Consider the following 15,856-nt stretch of genomic DNA (forward strand, 5'->3'; position numbering starts at 1 on the left):
GGGCGGAGTCTCGGGCGGGCCCGGCGGCCGTCGATATTGTTTCGCGGGAGCGCGAAACGACGGGCGAGGGGGCGACTGTGGGCTGGTGGCAGGTGAACGCGGACACCCTGGCCGGCAGCCGGTTCGTGCTCTCGCCGCTCGCCGAGACCTTCGCGAGCCTGAAACTGCTGCACGCGGGCGCGGGCACGCACCCCGGTGAGCAGGACTGGCTGCGGACCCACCTGCCCGGCTATCGCGCCCTGCTCGCCGCCGACCCGGTGACCGCGCGGCTGGTGCGGGCCGGGCTCGGCCGGGACTGGATCGCCGACTTCCTCACGCCCACGCCGAGGGACGGGGAGACCTTCGCCGACGGCGTGGCCCGGATCCGGGCGACCCGGCCGGCGGACGCCCGCGCCCATCTGCGGACCTCCCTCGCCGGCCCGCTCCCGGCCGCCCTGGACCGCGACGACCTGCCCGAGCGGGCGGCCGCGCTGCTGGAGTGGGTGTGGGAGACGACCGTACGGCCGTACTGGGAGCGGCGGCGGCGTGTTCTGGAGGCCGATGTCGTGGCGCGGACCGCGCGGGTGAGCCGGGGCGGCTGGGCCGCCGTGCTGGACTCGCTGCGGCCCGGGACGCGCTGGCTCGGCGAGAACCGTTTCCAGGTCAATGCGCACGAATACCCGCCGCGCGAGATATCCGGCGCGGAGCTGGTCTTCGTGCCGGTCACGCCGAGGGCGGGGTGGGTGGCGTGGGAGGAGGGGCAGCGGTACGCCGTCGTGTACCCGTGCGCGGGGGCGCTCGCGGGGGACGACCGGGAGCGGGTGGTGCCGGCCGCCCTGGGCGCGCTGCTGGGGCCGGCGCGGGCCGCCGTGCTCGTGCTGCTGGCCACGCCCCTGAGCACCTCCCAGCTGGTCGCCCTCACCGGGCAGGGGCTCGGCTCGGTGGGCCGGCATCTGCGGGTGCTGCTGGACGCGGGCCTGGTGGAGCGGAGCCGGGCCGGGCGGTCGGTGCTGTACTCCCGGACGGGGGCCGGTGAGGTGCTGGTGGGGGCACAGGAGCCCCGGGGACCGGTGGGGCCAGAGGGGCGGCAGGGGTCCGGGGAGGCAGGGGAGGCAGGCGAAGCGGCGGAATCCGGCCAACCGGAGGAAGCCCCCGGAAGCCGTGGTGTCACCCGGCGGAGCTAGCATCCGGGGCATGACTACTGATTCCGGTACCTCCCCCCTCGACGTCGAGATCGGTGCCCTCAAGGGCGGCTCCGCGGACCTCCCGCAGTACGCGGGTCAGGCCGTCCTGATCGTGAACGTGGCCTCCAAGTGCGGCCTGACCCCGCAGTACACGGGCCTGGAGAAGCTCCAGGAGCAGTACGCCGCCCAGGGCTTCACCGTGCTCGGCGTGCCCTGCAACCAGTTCCTCGGGCAGGAGCCCGGCACCGCCGAGGAGATCGCCGAGTTCTGCTCGGCCACCTACGGCGTGTCCTTCCCGCTGACCGAGAAGGCCGAGGTGAACGGCGACGCCCGGCACCCGCTGTACGAGCGCCTCGTCGGGTTCGCGGACCCGGAGGGCCACACCGGCGACATCCGCTGGAACTTCGAGAAGTTCCTGATCGGCCGCGACGGCACGGTCGTCGCCCGCTTCTCCCCGCAGACCGAGCCGGAGTCCGCCGAGATCGTCGCCGCGATCGAGGCCCAGCTCGCCGGTTGAGTTGACCTTGCCCCTGGGGCAAGGCGGAGCCTCCTCGTCGCCGGGCGGAGCAGACCGCCCGGTGACGGAGGATGGCGTGGTGGACGTACGGGACGACGACGAACTGCTCACGATCGGCGCGTTCGCGGCGCGGGCCCGCCTGTCGGCCAAGGCGCTGCGGCTCTACGACCGGCTGGGCCTGCTGGCGCCGGCCCGCGTCGACGAGGTGAGCGGCTACCGCTACTACCGGGCCGGCCAGGTGGAGCGGGCCCGGCTCGTCGCGCTGCTGCGCCGGCTCGACATGCCGCTCGCCCGGATCGCCGAGGTGCTCGACACTCCGGCCCCCGGTCCGGCGGGCGATGTGCTGGCCGCCTACTGGGCGGATGTCGAGAGCAGGTTCGCCGCCCAGCGCGCGCTCGCCGAGTATCTCCGTGGACGACTGTCGGGGAGGAACTCCGAGATGTACGACACGTTCGAGATCGGCACGGTCGAGGTGCCCGCCCAGGTGATCGTCACCGAGACGCGGCACACCCTCGCGGAAGAGCTGCCCGTCTGGATCCCGGCCGCCCTCGGCCGGCTGGAGGAGGCGGCCGGGGAGTGCGGCGGGATCACCGGAGATCCGTACGTCGTGTACTACGCCGAGGTCTCCATGGAGAGCGACGGCCCCGCCGAGGCTTGCGTCCCGGTGGCCGACGAGGCCGCGGCCCGGGCGTGGGCGGCCGGGCAGGGCCGCGGCCGCGAGGTCCGGGCCCGGGTGGAACCCGCCCGGCTCCTCGCCTTCACCCGGATCACCAAGGCCCAGGTCGCCAACCCCCAGATCCACGCCGCCTACGAGGCCGTGGAGGCCTGGATGCGGCGCGAGGGCTGGGACTACGACGGCCCCTGCCGCGAGATCTACTTCGCCGACTGGGACGCGGCGGGCCCGCAGGACCCGGTGTGCGACGTGGCGTTCCCGGTGAAGCGGGCCCGGTAGGGACCCGCCCCTCCCGGGGGTGTGTCCTGTTCGGGGACGCGCCCTGTCCGGGGAAACGCCGAGCCCCCTCGGCTAGGACGGCGAGCTGGTCGAGGGGGCTCTTGGGGTGGTGCCTGTGCAGTTGTCCCGTGTAAGGGGCCGAGCCGCAGGGAGGTCCCCTAGGCCTTGACCGACGCCACGAAGACGTTCCAGGCGTCGCTGGGGAAGGCCAGGGTCGGGCCGTCGGTGACCTTGGAGTCGCGGACGGCCATCGCCGCCGTGACGGGGGACTTGATCTCGACGCACGCGCCGTTGCCCTGGGAGTAGGAGGACTTGACCCACTCGTTCGCGGCGCCCTGCTGGATTGCCATGTTCGCTCCGGTAGTCAGTTGCTGAGTTGCTGAGTTGCTGTCACCACGCCGTGGCTGGTCTCCGTCTGCACGGCACGGTTTTCGCCAACGTTGTTGCTCGATGGCGTGATCGACGCTACTCGCCAACATCGTGATACGGAGCGACTATTCACCCGACCGGATGGCATATTCCCCAGGGACTTCCCTCTGGACCGGGCGAAGGTGTACCTTGCGGCGCCTCACCTTCCCCAGCCGCTACGCGGTCTCTTCCCGGGCGTATTCCTTCGCCGCTTTCTGGATGAACTCCCGGGTCTGGTCCGCGTTCAGGGCCTGCGCCCGCAGGTGCTCGTACATGACGCTGTACTTCTGCACGTCCTGCGGCTTCTCCAGGTAGAGGTCGCTGGTGACGCCCTCGATGTAGACCACGCTGGAGTCGGCCGCGTCCGGGAACTCCAGGATCGCGTACTGCCCGCTCACGCCCGGGTGCGCGCCCATCGTGAACGGGATCAACTGCACGGTGACGTGCGGCAGCTGGGACATCTCCAGCAGGTACTCCAGCTGCTCGATCATCACCTGCCGGTTGCCGACCTGCCGACGCAGCGCCGCCTCGTCCAGAACGGCCCACAGACGCAAGGGGTTCTCCCCTGTGGAAATACGTTCCTGTCGGCGCAGGCGCACCTGGATCCGCTTCTCGATGTCCTGCGGCGGAGCCTCCGGCAGCGCGCCCGAGATCAGCGCCTCCGCGTACTGGCGGGTCTGGAGCAGACCGGGCACGACCTGCGGGTCGTACACGCGCAGACTCGCCGCGTCCGTCTCCAGGCCGATGTAGACGCTGTACGGGACATCGCCGAAGGCATGCCACCAGCCCTGCTGGCGGGAGTCCTTGGCCATCTCCATCAGCGAGTCGACCATCCGCTGGTCCTCGACCTCGTACACCCCGCACAAATCGCGCACATCGCGCTGGCTGATGCTGCGCCTGCCGTTCTCCAGCCGGCTGATCTTCGACTGGGACACCAGCAGCCGCTCGGCGACCTCTTCGGCGGTCATGCCCTTGAGCTCACGGAGCCGGCGCAGCTCCTGGCCCAGCCGGCGTCGCCTGACGGTGGGATTGACATTGGACGCCACGGGACGCGCACCTCCGGCTGCATGCCTGTATCTGACACTTTGCGTATCTGCTGTTGAGCAGACTGCCACCAAGGTGCTTTCTACCGCTGGAAAACGGTGGATATGCGGCCGGTACACGTCAGTTCGGGTCAGGTACCTCCACAACTCGTCCTGACATGCGTCCGCGCGGGGCGGTGATCTCTCACCGCCCCGCGCGGGCCGCGGCGGCTCCCGAACGGGTCTTGCGGGTCCGGTCGGCGCGTATGTCGTGGGACTGCGGCTCAGTGGGCCACGACACGTGCCATGGGACCGCGGCGCGGCTGCGCCGGAACGCCACGGGCGGGTTCCGGAGCGGGCCTGGCGCCTGGTCCGGCCTGTCGGCCGGCCGGGGCTGCCGGGTTGCGGCGTGGCTGGGCAGCCGCACCGCTCTGGACGTCCATCACCGCGTGCGCGACGAGTCCGCCCATCGGGTCGTGCCTGATCAGGTCCCGCAGCCGGGATCGGGACGATCGTCCCTCGTTCCCCGGATACAGGTGCTTGCCGAGGCCGACCGCGTGCGCCAGTGCGGCGAGCGCCGCGGTCCGCGGGTCCGGCGGAACGCCGGTGCGGATCGCGGAGTCCAGCCGGGCCCTGATCTCCCGGCTGATCTCGGTGTCGGTCGCCTGGTAGCGAGTTGTCGGCAGCACTCCGCACATCTGGCCCGCCACGGCATGCACCATGCCGCACCGCTCCAGATGCGAGAGGTAGGTCTGGCGCAGCCCGAGACGCGGCCCGCCGATCCAGTGGACGGCCCGTACAGGAGCGCCACGCCTTCGCAGCAACTCCAACGCGCAGTCCAGGGTTGGATCTCCAGTCGGCCGTGGGGACACCACGGCGATACGATCCCCGTCAGGGGCTATCCGTCCGGCCAGCGCCAGCTCCACTAGCTGTGCTCCGGCCAGACCGAGGTCGAGCGACTGCGGCTGTGCGGTGGTACCCGTGGTCGGGTCCAGCGCCAGAAGCAAAAGCTCTTCCGGAATTGTTCTGCGGCTCCTGCCCATCCATGCCTCCCCGCGTGGATGAATGACAGGGTGACCCCTCTCACATTGGTCTGTCGAGGGTGCGTGACCTGTTTGTAGTGGAACCAGTAGGTATGTCGTTCTCGTCTACCGCAGGAGCCAAGCCCTCTACACAGGACACTGGTACATCGTTCGGACACGCCGTGAGGCGGGTCCCGGGCGGGCGGTTCACGGTTCGGCAGCACATGCAGCACATGCGAGGAGGCATCGGTGGCGGGCGAGTCCCCCGACAGGTCGAAGCAGCGCGAGTCGTCGGCGGAAGCGACGTCGGGGAGCGCGGGTGCGGTTCCCGATTCGCGAGAACCCCGCGATCCGCGGATCGCGGTGGCGCGGGAGAGCGAGTCGTCGGCTTCGACGTCCCGCGGTGGCGTGGACACGGCGACGCGGGTCTTCTCCGTACGCGAACTGGAGATCGAACGGGACACGGAAGACTCCACCGGGAGCGCCGAGGGCGCCGACGGGGAGACCGAGGGCGCCGAAGCGGCAACCGAGAACACCGAAGCGGCGACCGAGGAGACCGCTGAGGCCGAGGGCACCCCGGGCACCGAGGGGGCCGGGAAGGGCCCTGAGGGCGCCTCTGAGGGCTCCGGGGACGCCGAGAGCGACTCGGACGCCTCGGACGACTCCGAGGGCGGCGACGACCGCCTGCGGGCGGCTGTGGCCCAGTGGGCGTCCTCGGCGGCCGAGCGGGCCGAGCAGGCCGCGAAGAAGCGTTCCGAGACGGACACGGCGGACGACACGGGCGACACCCAGGACTCCGAGGACACCGAGGACACCGAGGACTCCGACGAGCCGGCCGAGGCGGCCGACGCGGGCGAGCCGGCCGACGCGGACGAGCCGGCCGACGAGGCCCCCGAGGTCTCCGACGGCGACACCGACGACACCGACGAGCCCGTCACCGAGCCGGAGGACGAGCGGCCCGAGTCCGAGCCCGTCGCCAAGCCCGTCACCAAGCCCGCGCCGAAGTGGGCCGCGTCCGACGCCGACGAGGCCGGGGCGGAGAACAAGGACGACAACGGCGACAACGGCGACAATGGCGGCAAGGACGGCAACGACGACAAGAAGGAGAAGGAGGACGAGCCCGAGCAGGACGCCCGGGCCGACCGCTCTCCCGTCGACCAGCCCACCGCCGTCTTCAAGGCCCCCCGGCCCAAGCCGGCCGTCGACCAGCCGACCACCATGCTCAAGCTGGGCGGCGCGACCAAGCCCGCGCCGGCCGCGGACAAGGCGAAGGACGAGACCGAGGACAAGGTCGCGGACAAGGCCGCGGCCGACGACGCCCCCAAGCCCGCGCCCAAGCCCGAACGCGAGCCCGAACCCGCGCCCGCCGCCGAGCGCACCAGCAGGTTCGTCGCGCTCAAGCCCCTCGACGAGCCCCGCGCGCCGAAGCCCGCCGCCCCCGCCCCGACGCCCGCGGACGTCACCGCGCACGTCCCCCAGATCGGCCCCGAGCGCACCACTCAGCAGCCGCTGCCGCCGAAACCGCCGCTGGACCTGCTGGCCGAGCTGACGAACACCCCGCCGCCCCCGCCGACCCCGATGCGGACGTTCGGCCGGCGGCTCAAGATCTGGACGCCGCTGGTCCTGCTGCTGATCGTCGCCTTTGCGATCGCGCAGGCCGTGCGCCCGCTGCCGGCGAACGCGCTGGAGCTGACCGCGAAGGACTCCTACACCTTCGAGGGCGGAAAGACGCAGCTGCCCTGGTCGGACGAGGGGCAGGGCTGGATCGACGCCGACGGCGTCGGCACGGTGGACAGCTTCGGCAAGCAGTCGCCCGTCGCCATCGGTTCGGTCGCCAAGACCATGACCTCGTACATCATCCTCAGGGACCACCCGATGAAGGCCGGGGAGGAGGGCCCGGAGATCGAGGTCGACGCGACGGCGGAGAAGGAGGGCGGCTACGACGTCTCCGGCGACGAGTCGACGCTCAACACCGTCAAGGCCGGCGACAAGCTCACCGAGAAGCAGGCCCTGTCGGCCGTCCTGATCCCCTCCGCCAACAACATCGCGCGGCTGCTCGCGCGCTGGGACGCGGGTTCGGAGGAGGCGTTCGTGAAGAAGATGAACGCCACCGCCAAGGAACTGGGGATGACGAACACGACGTACACCGACCCGTCGGGCCTGAAGGAGACCACCGTCTCCACCGCCGAGGACCAGGTGAAGCTGGGCCGTGCGTTCGTGCAGGTTCCGGCCCTGGTCGCCATCTCCAGCGCGGCCAGCTGGACCGACCCTTCCGGCAAGTACTGGAACAACTACAACGAGCTGCCGTATCTGATCGGCGCGATCGGCATCAAGACCGGCAGCACCACCGCGGCCGGCGGCAACCTGCTCTTCGCCTCCCGCAAGAAGGTGAACGGGCAGACGGTGACGCTGGTCGGCGCGGTCCTCGGCCAGCACAAGCAGAAGATCCTCGCCACGGTCAACGCGGTCAGCAAGACCGCGCTGCTCGCCGCCCAGGACGCGCTCACCTCGGCGATGATCGTGAAGAAGGGCGACGTCGTCGGGTACGTGGACGACAAGCTGGGCGGCCGCACCCCGGTCGTCGTCACCAAGGACGTCCCGGCGGTCGGCTGGGCCGGGCTGACGGTGAAGCTGTCCTTCGCCGCCGGCGAGGTCCCGCACACCGCGAAGGCCGGCACCCAGGTGGGCACGCTCACCGTCGGGGACGGCTCCAGCAGCGCGGTCAAGGTGCCGGTGGCGCTCCAGAGCGACCTGGCCGAGCCGGGCTTCTCGGACAAGCTGACACGCATCGGCTGACCACCGGTCGGGTCGACGCCTCTCCCTCACCCCGCCGGGAAGCCGCCCGGCGGGGTGCGTGCTAGCGTCGCGAAACGGGACAGGTCGCCGGCCGCAAGGGCGCAGCCGTGAAGCGGACGCGAACGGAACGCGACCGAGAGCAGAAGACGGGACACGGGGAGTGCCTTCAGGTGGCCACTGCGGAGCCGACACGCGCCGACGACACCGGTCCGGGCCCGGACGCCGGCCCGCGGGCGAGGGTGCCCGCACCGCAGTCCGGGGACCACGACCGCGCTCCCGGCCCCGGCCGCGATGACCCCGTGGTAGACGTCGAGCAGGGCCACGTCCCGGAAGCCGAAGCCACCGCCCCGAAGGGTGAGCCGTCCCGCCTGCGGTCCGCCCTGGACCGGATCGGCGTACCGCTGCGCCGGCATCCGGTGCTCTCCGTGACCGCGCTGTCCGGCCTCCTCCACCTCGTCTGGTTCTTCGCTTTCGCGAACAGCGGTGGCGATCTTGCGGCACAGGACGCGTGGGCCGAGTTCGTCGGCCGGCACCCCGACTCGGCGTACAACCTCGCCTGGTACGGCGGGATGCATCCGGTGTCGTACAGCGTGGTGTCGCCGTATCTGATGTCGGTCCTCGGTGTCCGGACGACGATGATGATCGCCGGGACGCTCTCGGCGGGTCTGCTGACGCTGATCCTGCTGCGCTGCCGGCCCGTGAAGAACCCGGTCGGGCCGGCCCTGGCGGGTGTCTTCGCCCTGCTCTGCAACGCCGCCTCCGGGCGGGTGACCTTCGGCCTGGGCAACATGTTCGCGCTGGCCGCGGTCGCCGTCGTGTTCTGCTGGCCGTACAAGTGGCGCTACAAGCGGTGGGCGAAGGCGCTGTGCGCGGCGCCGCTCGCCGCGCTCGCCACGATGGGCTCGCCGGTGGCGGGGCTGTTCGTGGGCATCGTCGCCGTCGCGCTGTTCCTCCAGAAGCGGCGGCCCGGCGCGTGGGCGCTGGGGCTCGCCCCGACGGCCGTGGTCGCGGTCTCGGCCTGGTTGTTCCCGTTCTCCGGGACCCAGCCGATGTCCTTCGGCTCGGCGTCCCTGCCGCTGCTGTACTCGGCGATCGTGTTCGCGGTCGTCCCGCGCGACTGGAAGACCGTACGGATCACGGCGGCGGTCTACGGGCTCGGCGTGCTCGGGGTGTGGATCGTCAGCTCGCAGATCGGGTCCAACATCACCCGGCTGGCGATGGTGTTCGCGGGGGTCGTGCTGCTGGCCGCGCTGCCGTTCGCGGTGCCCCGCAGCCGCAAGTGGTACCTGATCGTGGTGGCGTTCGCCGGGTTCGTCGGCTGGATCGGCTTCAAGTCGGTCGACGACGTCGTACGGACCACTCCGGCGGCCTCCTGGGCGCGTGAGCTGGCGCCGCTGGTCAACGAGCTCCAGGGCGTCGGCGCGGAGCAGGGCCGAGTCGAGGTCGTACCGGCCCGCTCGCATCGCGAGGCGTCCGCGCTCGCGCCCTACGTCAACCTGGCCCGGGGCTGGAACCGGCAGGCCGACATGGAGCGCAACCCCCTCTTCTACGACGACACCCTCAACTCGGCGAACTACCACGAGTGGCTCCAGCGGTGGGCCGTGCACTTCGTCGTCGTCCCCAAGGACGCGCTGGACGGGGACGGCGGCGAGCGGGAGCGGGAGCTGGTGCAGCGCGGGCTGCCGTATCTGGAGCAGATCTGGGGCGACGCCAACTGGCAGCTGTTCCGGGTGACCGACCCGGCGCCGCTCGCCGAGCCCGACGCGGTCGTGCAGCGCGCCGAGCAGGGCGAGATGACGATCCAGGTGGAGAAGGCGGGCCGGATCATGATCCGTATCCCGTACTCGCCGTGGCTGAGCGTCGTCGACGCGCAGGGCAAGAGCCTGAAGCCTCCGCAGGAGACGGAGGAGTCCAGGCACCGGGCCGACGGCGAGGCGAAGTCGTACGACAACGTCAACGGGTGCCTGTACGAGACGGAGGAGGACGCGGAGGGCGACAAGTGGACGATGCTGCTGGCGCCGGACGCCGGCGTGTACCGGCTCGCCGCGCCCTATCAGCTGCCGCGGGGCACACCCTGTCCGGACGAGTTGAAGTGACCCGGCGCTGACGTCGTCCGCAGATCGGCGACATGGGTGTCCGTGCCCGGCACGGTCGGTATGAAGGGCGCCACCAGCTCCACCCTGCCCAGGCCCGCCTCCCCGACCGCCGTGTCCAGTCCCGTGAAGTGGCCCTCCCAGCACTCCCTGGGGTCCGTCTCCAGGAACCACAGCAGGGTCAGGCGGGTGCCGACGCCCTCGACCTGCTTGACGTAGGTCATGCGGTCGCCGGGGAGGGGGGTGGGGCGGAAGAGGGTGACCAGGGCGGCCGGGGAGCCGGCGATCCGCCGGGGCAGATGGCGGGCGCGCAGCCACTCCAGGAGTTCCGCGCGCTGCTCCGGGGTCTCGGTGTCGATCACCTCCAGCACCAGGCCAGCGTACGGGTGGTCCAGTGCGTGGAAGTCCCTCGGTCCCGCCGCGCCGTCCCGGTAGACGGTCGCCTCGTGGTCCTGGAACGCGGTGAAGACATGGGTCCGGTCCTGGTAGACCCGTGCGTCCCGGTTGAGGCGCTTGTTGATGGCGACGGTCCATCTCATGTGGTCGTCGTAGCGGCCGTCGGTGATCCAGTACGTCGAGAGGTAGCAGCCGGCGGTGACGGGCTGGGCGACGGCCGACTTCTCGGGGTAGCGCAGCAGTTGCAGGTCCCTGGTGGCCACCCAGCGGCGGCCGGCGTACATCCAGGGCATGGCCATCGCGCCGGCGTAGTAGTGGTCGTCCTCGTACCAGCGGTTGTAGGCGTACTCGTGGCCGGGATGCGGCTCGACCATGGTGATCAGCGCGTGGCCCGGACGGACGCCGTAGGGGCCGGTGGCGGCCAGCTCGGCGTACGTCTCGCTGCGGGTCTCCTCGCTCACGGGTGCTCCCCTTCCGTCCTCCTGCTCTCACCCCTACTCTGACGCTCCGTCAGATATGGCGCCAGAGCCGGGAGGTATCCGATGTCACTGCTCGCGGGCAAGACCGTCGTCGTCTCGGGGGTCGGGGCCGGCCTGGGGTACCAGGTCGCCGCGGCGGTCGTGCGGGACGGGGGGAACGCCGTGTTGGGGGCGCGGACCGAGGCGAACCTCGCCAAGAGCGCGGCCGGGATCGATCCGGACGGGGCGCACACGGCGTACCGGGCGACCGACATCAGGGACGAGGAGCAGTGCGCGGCCCTGGCGGGGCTGGCGCGGGAGCGGTTCGGGGGGATCGACGCGGTGATCCATGTGGCCGCCTGGGACTCCTACTTCGGCGGGCTGGCGGACGCGGACTTCGCGACCTGGCAGGCGGTGCTGGACGTGAACCTGCTGGGGACGCTGCGGATGACCCGGGCCTGTCTCGACGGGCTGAGGGGGTGCGGCGGGTCGGTGGTGTTCATCGGGACGCAGTCGGCGGTGGCCGCGCCCTCACAGGTGCGGCAGGCGGCGTACGCGGCGTCGAAGGGGGCGCTGACCAGCGCGATGTACTCGCTGGCGCGGGAGCTGGGGCCTGACCGGATCCGGGTCAACACCGTGCTGCCGGGATGGATGTGGGGGCCGCCGGTGCAGGCGTACGTGCGGTTCACGGCGCAGACCGAGGGGGTACCGGAGGACGAGGTGCTGGGGAGGCTGACGGGACGGATGGCGCTGCCCGATCTGGCCACCGACGGGGATGTGGCGGACGCGGCGGTGTTCCTGGCCTCGGACCGGGCGCGAGCGATCACCGGGCAATCGTTGCTGGTCAACGCCGGGGAGCTGATGCGATGAGTTCACATAGATGAACACAGGACAGCATGCCGAATGATTTTACCTCCCTTTGACCTGACGCTCACTTGTCGTGTTCACACGGCAACACCCACGATGAGCGCCGGGCTGAACCCCTGGGAGGGCGCACATGAACGGTCTCGACTGGGCCGTGCTCATCGGCTACTTCGGCGTGATGGTCGCCATCGGAGTCTGGTCGCACAAACGCGTGGACAACGTCAGCGACTTCTTCACCGCCGGCGGCAAGATGCCCTGGTGGCTGTCCGGCATCTCGCACCACATGTCGGGCTACAGCGCGGTGATGTTCACCGGCTACGCCGGCATCGCCTACACCTACGGCGTGACCTCGTTCATCACCTGGTCCTTCCCCATCGCCCTCGGCATCGCGATCGGCTCGAAACTGTTCGCGCCACGCATCAACCGGCTGCGCTCCCGGCTCCATGTCGCTTCCCCGCTGGAGTACCTGAAGAGCCGCTACGACCTCAAGACCCAGCAGGCGCTCGCCTGGTCCGGGATGCTGCTGAAGATCGTGGACGTGGGCGCCAAGTGGGCCGCGATCGCCACCCTGCTCTCCGTCTTCACCGGCGTCTCGCTCAACCAGGGCATCCTCATCACCGGCGCCATCACCGCCGTCTACTGCACGATCGGCGGCCTGTGGGCGGACGCGCTCACCGAACTCGGGCAGTTCGTCATCCAGTTGCTGGCGGGCGTCGCGATGTTCATCGCGGTCGTGCTGAAGCTGAACGACAAGGGCATCGGCTTCCTCGGCGCCTGGGACGAACCCGCGCTCCAGGGACACGGCAAGCCGCTGGTCGGGCCCTACGGCACGGTCTTCCTGCTGGCGTTCCTGTTCATCAAGCTCTTCGAGTACAACGGCGGCATGCTGAACCAGGCCCAGCGGTACATGGCCACGGCGAGCCCCCGGGAGGCCGAGCGCTCCGCGCGGCTGTCGGCGGTGCTGTGGCTGGTCTGGCCGCTGGTGCTGTTCTTCCCGATGTGGATGTCCCCGCTGCTCGTCGAGTCGCAGAAGCCGGACGGCTCCGACTCCTACGCCCTGATGACCGAACAGCTGCTGCCGCACGGCCTGCTGGGGCTCGTCATCGTCGGCTTCTTCTCGCACACCATGGCGATGTGCTCCTCCGACGCCAACGCCATCGCCGCCGTCTTCACCCGTGACTGCGCACCGGTGATCTCGGCACGGGCCCGGGAGTGGAGCCAGCGCTCGGGCCTGATCGCGGCCCGCGTCGCCACCGTCGTCTTCCTCGGCCTGTCCATGGCGGCGGCCACCCAGGTCAACTCGCCCGCGTTCAAGGACATCATCACCGTCGTCATCAAGTGGGTGGCCGGTCTGATGGGCCCGATGGCGATCCCGATGATGCTGGGCCTGCTGCGCCCGTTCCGCCGCTCGGGGCCGACCGCGGCGCTGACCAGCTGGTCGATGGGTCTGTTCGCCTTCTGGCTGGTGAACTACCCGATCAACTGGAACGTCGACGGCGGGGTCCCGCTCCAGTACCAGGTCTCGGTACCGCTCGCCGTCTCCCTCGTCCTCTACATCCTCATCGGCTTCCTGAAGCCGGAGGACACCCCGGAACGGCTCGCGATCATCGACCGGATCAACGGCGACGGCGACAGCGACGCCACGGGTGCGGCGGCGACCGTCCCGGGCCCGCGGGACGCGGTCCCGGCGAAGGACTGAGAACCTCAGAACCCGGCCGCCCAGAGCCTGTCCGACAGGTCGTGCGGCGTTCTAGCCGGTGCCCCGCGGGTAGCGGGCCAGCCACCCCGGTGACGCTCCGGCAGGGTTGTGCAGGGCCGGGCCCTGGGTCATCTCCATGGCGAAGTCGTCGGCCAGTTCCAGGATCGTCGCACGGCCCTCCAGCTCGGCCAGCCAGGCCGGCGGGAGGGCCGTCTCGCCGTGCAGGGCGCCGAGCAGCCCGCCGGTGACGGCGGCCGTGGGGGCGGAGGGGCCGTCCTGGTTCACCGCGAGCCGCAGCCCGTGCCGGACGTCCTCCGCGACCAGCGCGCAGTACACGGCACCGGCCAGCACACCGGGCGCCGCCCCCTCCCCCACCAGCTCCGCCACCCGGCCGGGCCCGGGCAGCCCCTGCCGTACGGCGCCCAGCGCGTGCTGGAGCGCCTCCGACACGGGTTCGTGGCCGGGCCGGGCCGCCAGCAGCGCGAGCGTGCGCTGCACCGCGCCGTCGAGACTCTCGCCCCGGGCCAGCCCATGCACCGTGACGGCGTACGCGCCCGCCGCGAGCGCGCCCGCGGGGTGGCCGTGGGTCTGCGCCGCGCACTCGACGGCGAGCTGGGCGACCAGTTGCGGTTCCCAGCCGACCAGCAGCCCGAACGGCGCCGAGCGGGCGGTGGCCTCGGGCCCCTGCTCGGCGGGGTTCTTGGGCGCGTCCAGGGTGCCCATGTTCTCGTCGCCGAGCCCGAGCAGCAGGGCCCGCGTCGGGTCGCGGCGGGCGTAAAGCCACTCCTCACGGGCCAGCCAGCCGTCGTCCTTGCGCAGGTCGGGGCCCCAGTCGCGCTGGGTGGCCGCCCATCTCAGATACGCCCGGTGCAGATCGGTCGGCGGATGCCAGGCCCCGGTGTCCCGGCGCACCTGCGCGCGGACCAGCCCGTCCACGGTGAACAGGGTCAGCTGGGTGAGGTGGGTGACGGCGCCGCGCCGCCCGTAGGCGGGGGCGAGGTCGACGACGCCCTCGGGGCCGTGCAGATGCCGGATCTCCTCGATGCCGAGCCGGTCGACGGGCGCCCCGAGGGCGTCGCCGACGGCCGCGGCGAGCAGCGTGCCGCGCACCCGGCTGCGGAAGTCCTGCTGTTCGGTACGGCCCCAGACGGCACCGCCTGTCGCACCCACCAAGTCCTCCCGGGCACCGTCCGTACGTACGACGTCCGTCACTGTAATCGAATGCCGCCCCGTGTCCCCGTTGTCGTCGGGGCGTGGGGTGGAGGGGTGATGGAGACCTGGTGGGGTAAGGAGACCCCCATGACCACCCCCACCACACGTGTCTCCCATTCCTCACGGGTCGTTCCCGTCACCGCGACCCTGCTCACGGCGAGCGTCGCGCTCTACATAGCCCTGGTGGCCTTCGGGAACATCACCGACTTCGGGACCAACCAGCAGTTCGTCCGTCATGTGCTGGCCATGGACACCACCTTCAAGGACGACGACCTGATGTGGCGGGCGGTGACCAGCACCGGGCTCCAGGACGCCGCCTATGTCGCGATCATCGGGTGGGAGACGGTCGCCGCCGTGGTGCTGACCGCCGGTACCTGGTTCTGGGCGCGCCGGGACCACGTCCGCGGGCGCGCCCTGTCCACGTACGGCCTGCTGATGCTGATGCTGCTGTTCGGTGCCGGGTTCATCGCGATCGGCGGGGAGTGGTTCGCGATGTGGCAGTCGGACACCTGGAACGGACTGGACGCGGCGACGCGCGTCCTGGTGTTCAGCGGGATCGTCCTGCTCGTCAACCATCTGCCGTTCGGGCGGACCGCGGACGAGCCCGCCCCCTGATCGGCGGCAGCGGCTCGACGGCGACCGCCCGACGGCGCCTACTCGACGACGCGGACCTTCGTCCCCAGGTCCCCGAAGGCCCACAGCGCCGACCCGTCCGCCTTCGGCATGCGGATCCCGCCCGTCCGGGCGCCGGACGCCGCCGGGGGCGGCGAGGAGCCGTCGACCGCGTTGGAGAAGGCGATGTTCACTCCGGAGACGACCGAGAAGTAGATGATGTGCTCGATCTCGACCCCGTCGGACCCGGTCGTCGCGTCCTTGCGCACGGAGATCGTGTACGTGCCGGGCACCGGCTCGACGGTGCCCGGCCAGACCGTGAACGTCCGGCGGGAGGTGTCGTCGGCGTCGACCAGCCAGACGCGGTGGGACGACAGGTCGTAGACGATCCGGCGGCCCGTGCCCGACGCCGCCGGCACGCCGGTCTTCGCCGGGGTGGCCGAGGGCTTCGGCTTCGGCGACGACTCGGCGCCGGGCGCCGGTGACGCCGACGCGCTCGGCCGGACCGCCGACGCCGTGGGGTGCGGGCCCTGATCGGCCTTCACCGTCAGCACGGCGACCGCGGCGACCGCGCCCGCCGTCAGACCGGTGACCCAGACCCATGAGGGAAGCCGTCGGGCAGCCACGGGCACGCATCTCCTC

Annotated in this window: 14 protein-coding genes; 8 read left to right on the forward strand and 6 right to left on the reverse strand. The window is 71.4% G+C overall.

Features of this window, described 5'->3' with window-relative positions; genetic code table 11:
* Positions 1 to 77: 77 nt before the first annotated feature.
* The 3 genes from IE275_RS23090 to IE275_RS23100 all read left to right on the forward strand — a co-directional run bounded on the left by IE275_RS23090 (position 78) and on the right by IE275_RS23100 (position 2,632).
* Positions 78 to 1,163, forward strand: a complete 1,086-nt coding sequence (locus tag IE275_RS23090; RefSeq protein ID WP_189713274.1) for an ArsR/SmtB family transcription factor — start codon at positions 78 to 80, stop codon at positions 1,161 to 1,163.
* Between the two features lie 10 nt (positions 1,164 to 1,173).
* Positions 1,174 to 1,680 (forward strand): glutathione peroxidase, encoded by a 507-nt coding sequence (locus IE275_RS23095; RefSeq protein WP_189713275.1) that lies wholly within the window; start codon positions 1,174 to 1,176, stop codon positions 1,678 to 1,680.
* A 61-nt stretch (positions 1,681 to 1,741) separates the two neighbouring features.
* Positions 1,742 to 2,632, forward strand: a complete 891-nt coding sequence (locus tag IE275_RS23100) for a MerR family transcriptional regulator (RefSeq protein ID WP_189713276.1) — start codon at positions 1,742 to 1,744, stop codon at positions 2,630 to 2,632.
* 158 nt (positions 2,633 to 2,790) lie between these two features.
* Here IE275_RS23100 and IE275_RS23105 read toward each other — a convergent pair whose 3' ends face one another.
* The 3 genes from IE275_RS23105 to IE275_RS23115 form a co-directional block, all read right to left on the reverse strand.
* Complete coding sequence (locus IE275_RS23105) at positions 2,791 to 2,982, reverse strand: DUF397 domain-containing protein (RefSeq protein WP_189713277.1); 192 nt, start codon at positions 2,980 to 2,982, stop codon at positions 2,791 to 2,793.
* Between the two features lie 234 nt (positions 2,983 to 3,216).
* Complete coding sequence (locus IE275_RS23110) at positions 3,217 to 4,086, reverse strand: helix-turn-helix domain-containing protein (RefSeq protein WP_189713278.1); 870 nt, start codon at positions 4,084 to 4,086, stop codon at positions 3,217 to 3,219.
* A 260-nt stretch (positions 4,087 to 4,346) separates the two neighbouring features.
* On the reverse strand, positions 4,347 to 5,105 hold the full coding sequence (locus IE275_RS23115) for a GOLPH3/VPS74 family protein (RefSeq protein WP_189713279.1): 759 nt from the start codon (positions 5,103 to 5,105) through the stop codon (positions 4,347 to 4,349).
* A 387-nt stretch (positions 5,106 to 5,492) separates the two neighbouring features.
* Between IE275_RS23115 and IE275_RS23120 the strand changes: the two genes are divergently transcribed.
* Both IE275_RS23120 and IE275_RS23125 read left to right on the forward strand, forming a co-directional pair.
* On the forward strand, positions 5,493 to 7,880 hold the full coding sequence (locus IE275_RS23120) for a D-alanyl-D-alanine carboxypeptidase (RefSeq protein WP_373299277.1): 2,388 nt from the start codon (positions 5,493 to 5,495) through the stop codon (positions 7,878 to 7,880).
* Between the two features lie 170 nt (positions 7,881 to 8,050).
* Positions 8,051 to 9,976 (forward strand): DUF8823 domain-containing protein, encoded by a 1,926-nt coding sequence (locus IE275_RS23125; RefSeq protein WP_189713281.1) that lies wholly within the window; start codon positions 8,051 to 8,053, stop codon positions 9,974 to 9,976.
* Here the strand turns inward: IE275_RS23125 and IE275_RS23130 are convergent.
* A complete protein-coding gene (locus tag IE275_RS23130) occupies positions 9,934 to 10,830 on the reverse strand; it encodes a hypothetical protein (protein WP_189713282.1) in 897 nt (298 codons plus the stop codon). The two genes, IE275_RS23125 and IE275_RS23130, sit on opposite strands and share 43 nt — an antisense overlap.
* 81 nt (positions 10,831 to 10,911) lie before the next feature.
* Between IE275_RS23130 and IE275_RS23135 the strand changes: the two genes are divergently transcribed.
* Both IE275_RS23135 and IE275_RS23140 read left to right on the forward strand, forming a co-directional pair.
* The gene (locus tag IE275_RS23135) at positions 10,912 to 11,697 is read left to right on the forward strand and encodes an SDR family oxidoreductase (RefSeq protein WP_189713283.1); all 786 of its coding nucleotides are present in this window, start codon (positions 10,912 to 10,914) and stop codon (positions 11,695 to 11,697) included.
* Between the two features lie 127 nt (positions 11,698 to 11,824).
* Positions 11,825 to 13,390, forward strand: a complete 1,566-nt coding sequence (locus tag IE275_RS23140) for a sodium:solute symporter family protein (protein ID WP_189713284.1) — start codon at positions 11,825 to 11,827, stop codon at positions 13,388 to 13,390.
* Between the two features lie 51 nt (positions 13,391 to 13,441).
* Here the strand turns inward: IE275_RS23140 and IE275_RS23145 are convergent, their stop codons facing one another.
* A complete protein-coding gene (locus IE275_RS23145; RefSeq protein ID WP_189713285.1) occupies positions 13,442 to 14,560 on the reverse strand; it encodes an ADP-ribosylglycohydrolase family protein in 1,119 nt (372 codons plus the stop codon).
* 129 nt (positions 14,561 to 14,689) lie between these two features.
* Here IE275_RS23145 and IE275_RS23150 point away from each other — a divergent pair, with 129 nt between their 5' ends.
* Positions 14,690 to 15,217, forward strand: a complete 528-nt coding sequence (locus IE275_RS23150; RefSeq protein ID WP_189713286.1) for a DUF2165 domain-containing protein — start codon at positions 14,690 to 14,692, stop codon at positions 15,215 to 15,217.
* Positions 15,218 to 15,255: 38 nt separating this feature from the next.
* On the opposite strand, the gene IE275_RS23155 is transcribed toward IE275_RS23150, so the two are convergent.
* A complete protein-coding gene (locus IE275_RS23155) occupies positions 15,256 to 15,846 on the reverse strand; it encodes a L,D-transpeptidase (RefSeq protein WP_189713287.1) in 591 nt (196 codons plus the stop codon).
* Positions 15,847 to 15,856: the final 10 nt, after the last annotated feature.

Origin of the sequence: Streptomyces phaeofaciens (assembly GCF_014648915.1) — a bacterium.
In the GTDB taxonomy this organism is placed as follows: domain Bacteria; phylum Actinomycetota; class Actinomycetes; order Streptomycetales; family Streptomycetaceae; genus Streptomyces; species Streptomyces phaeofaciens.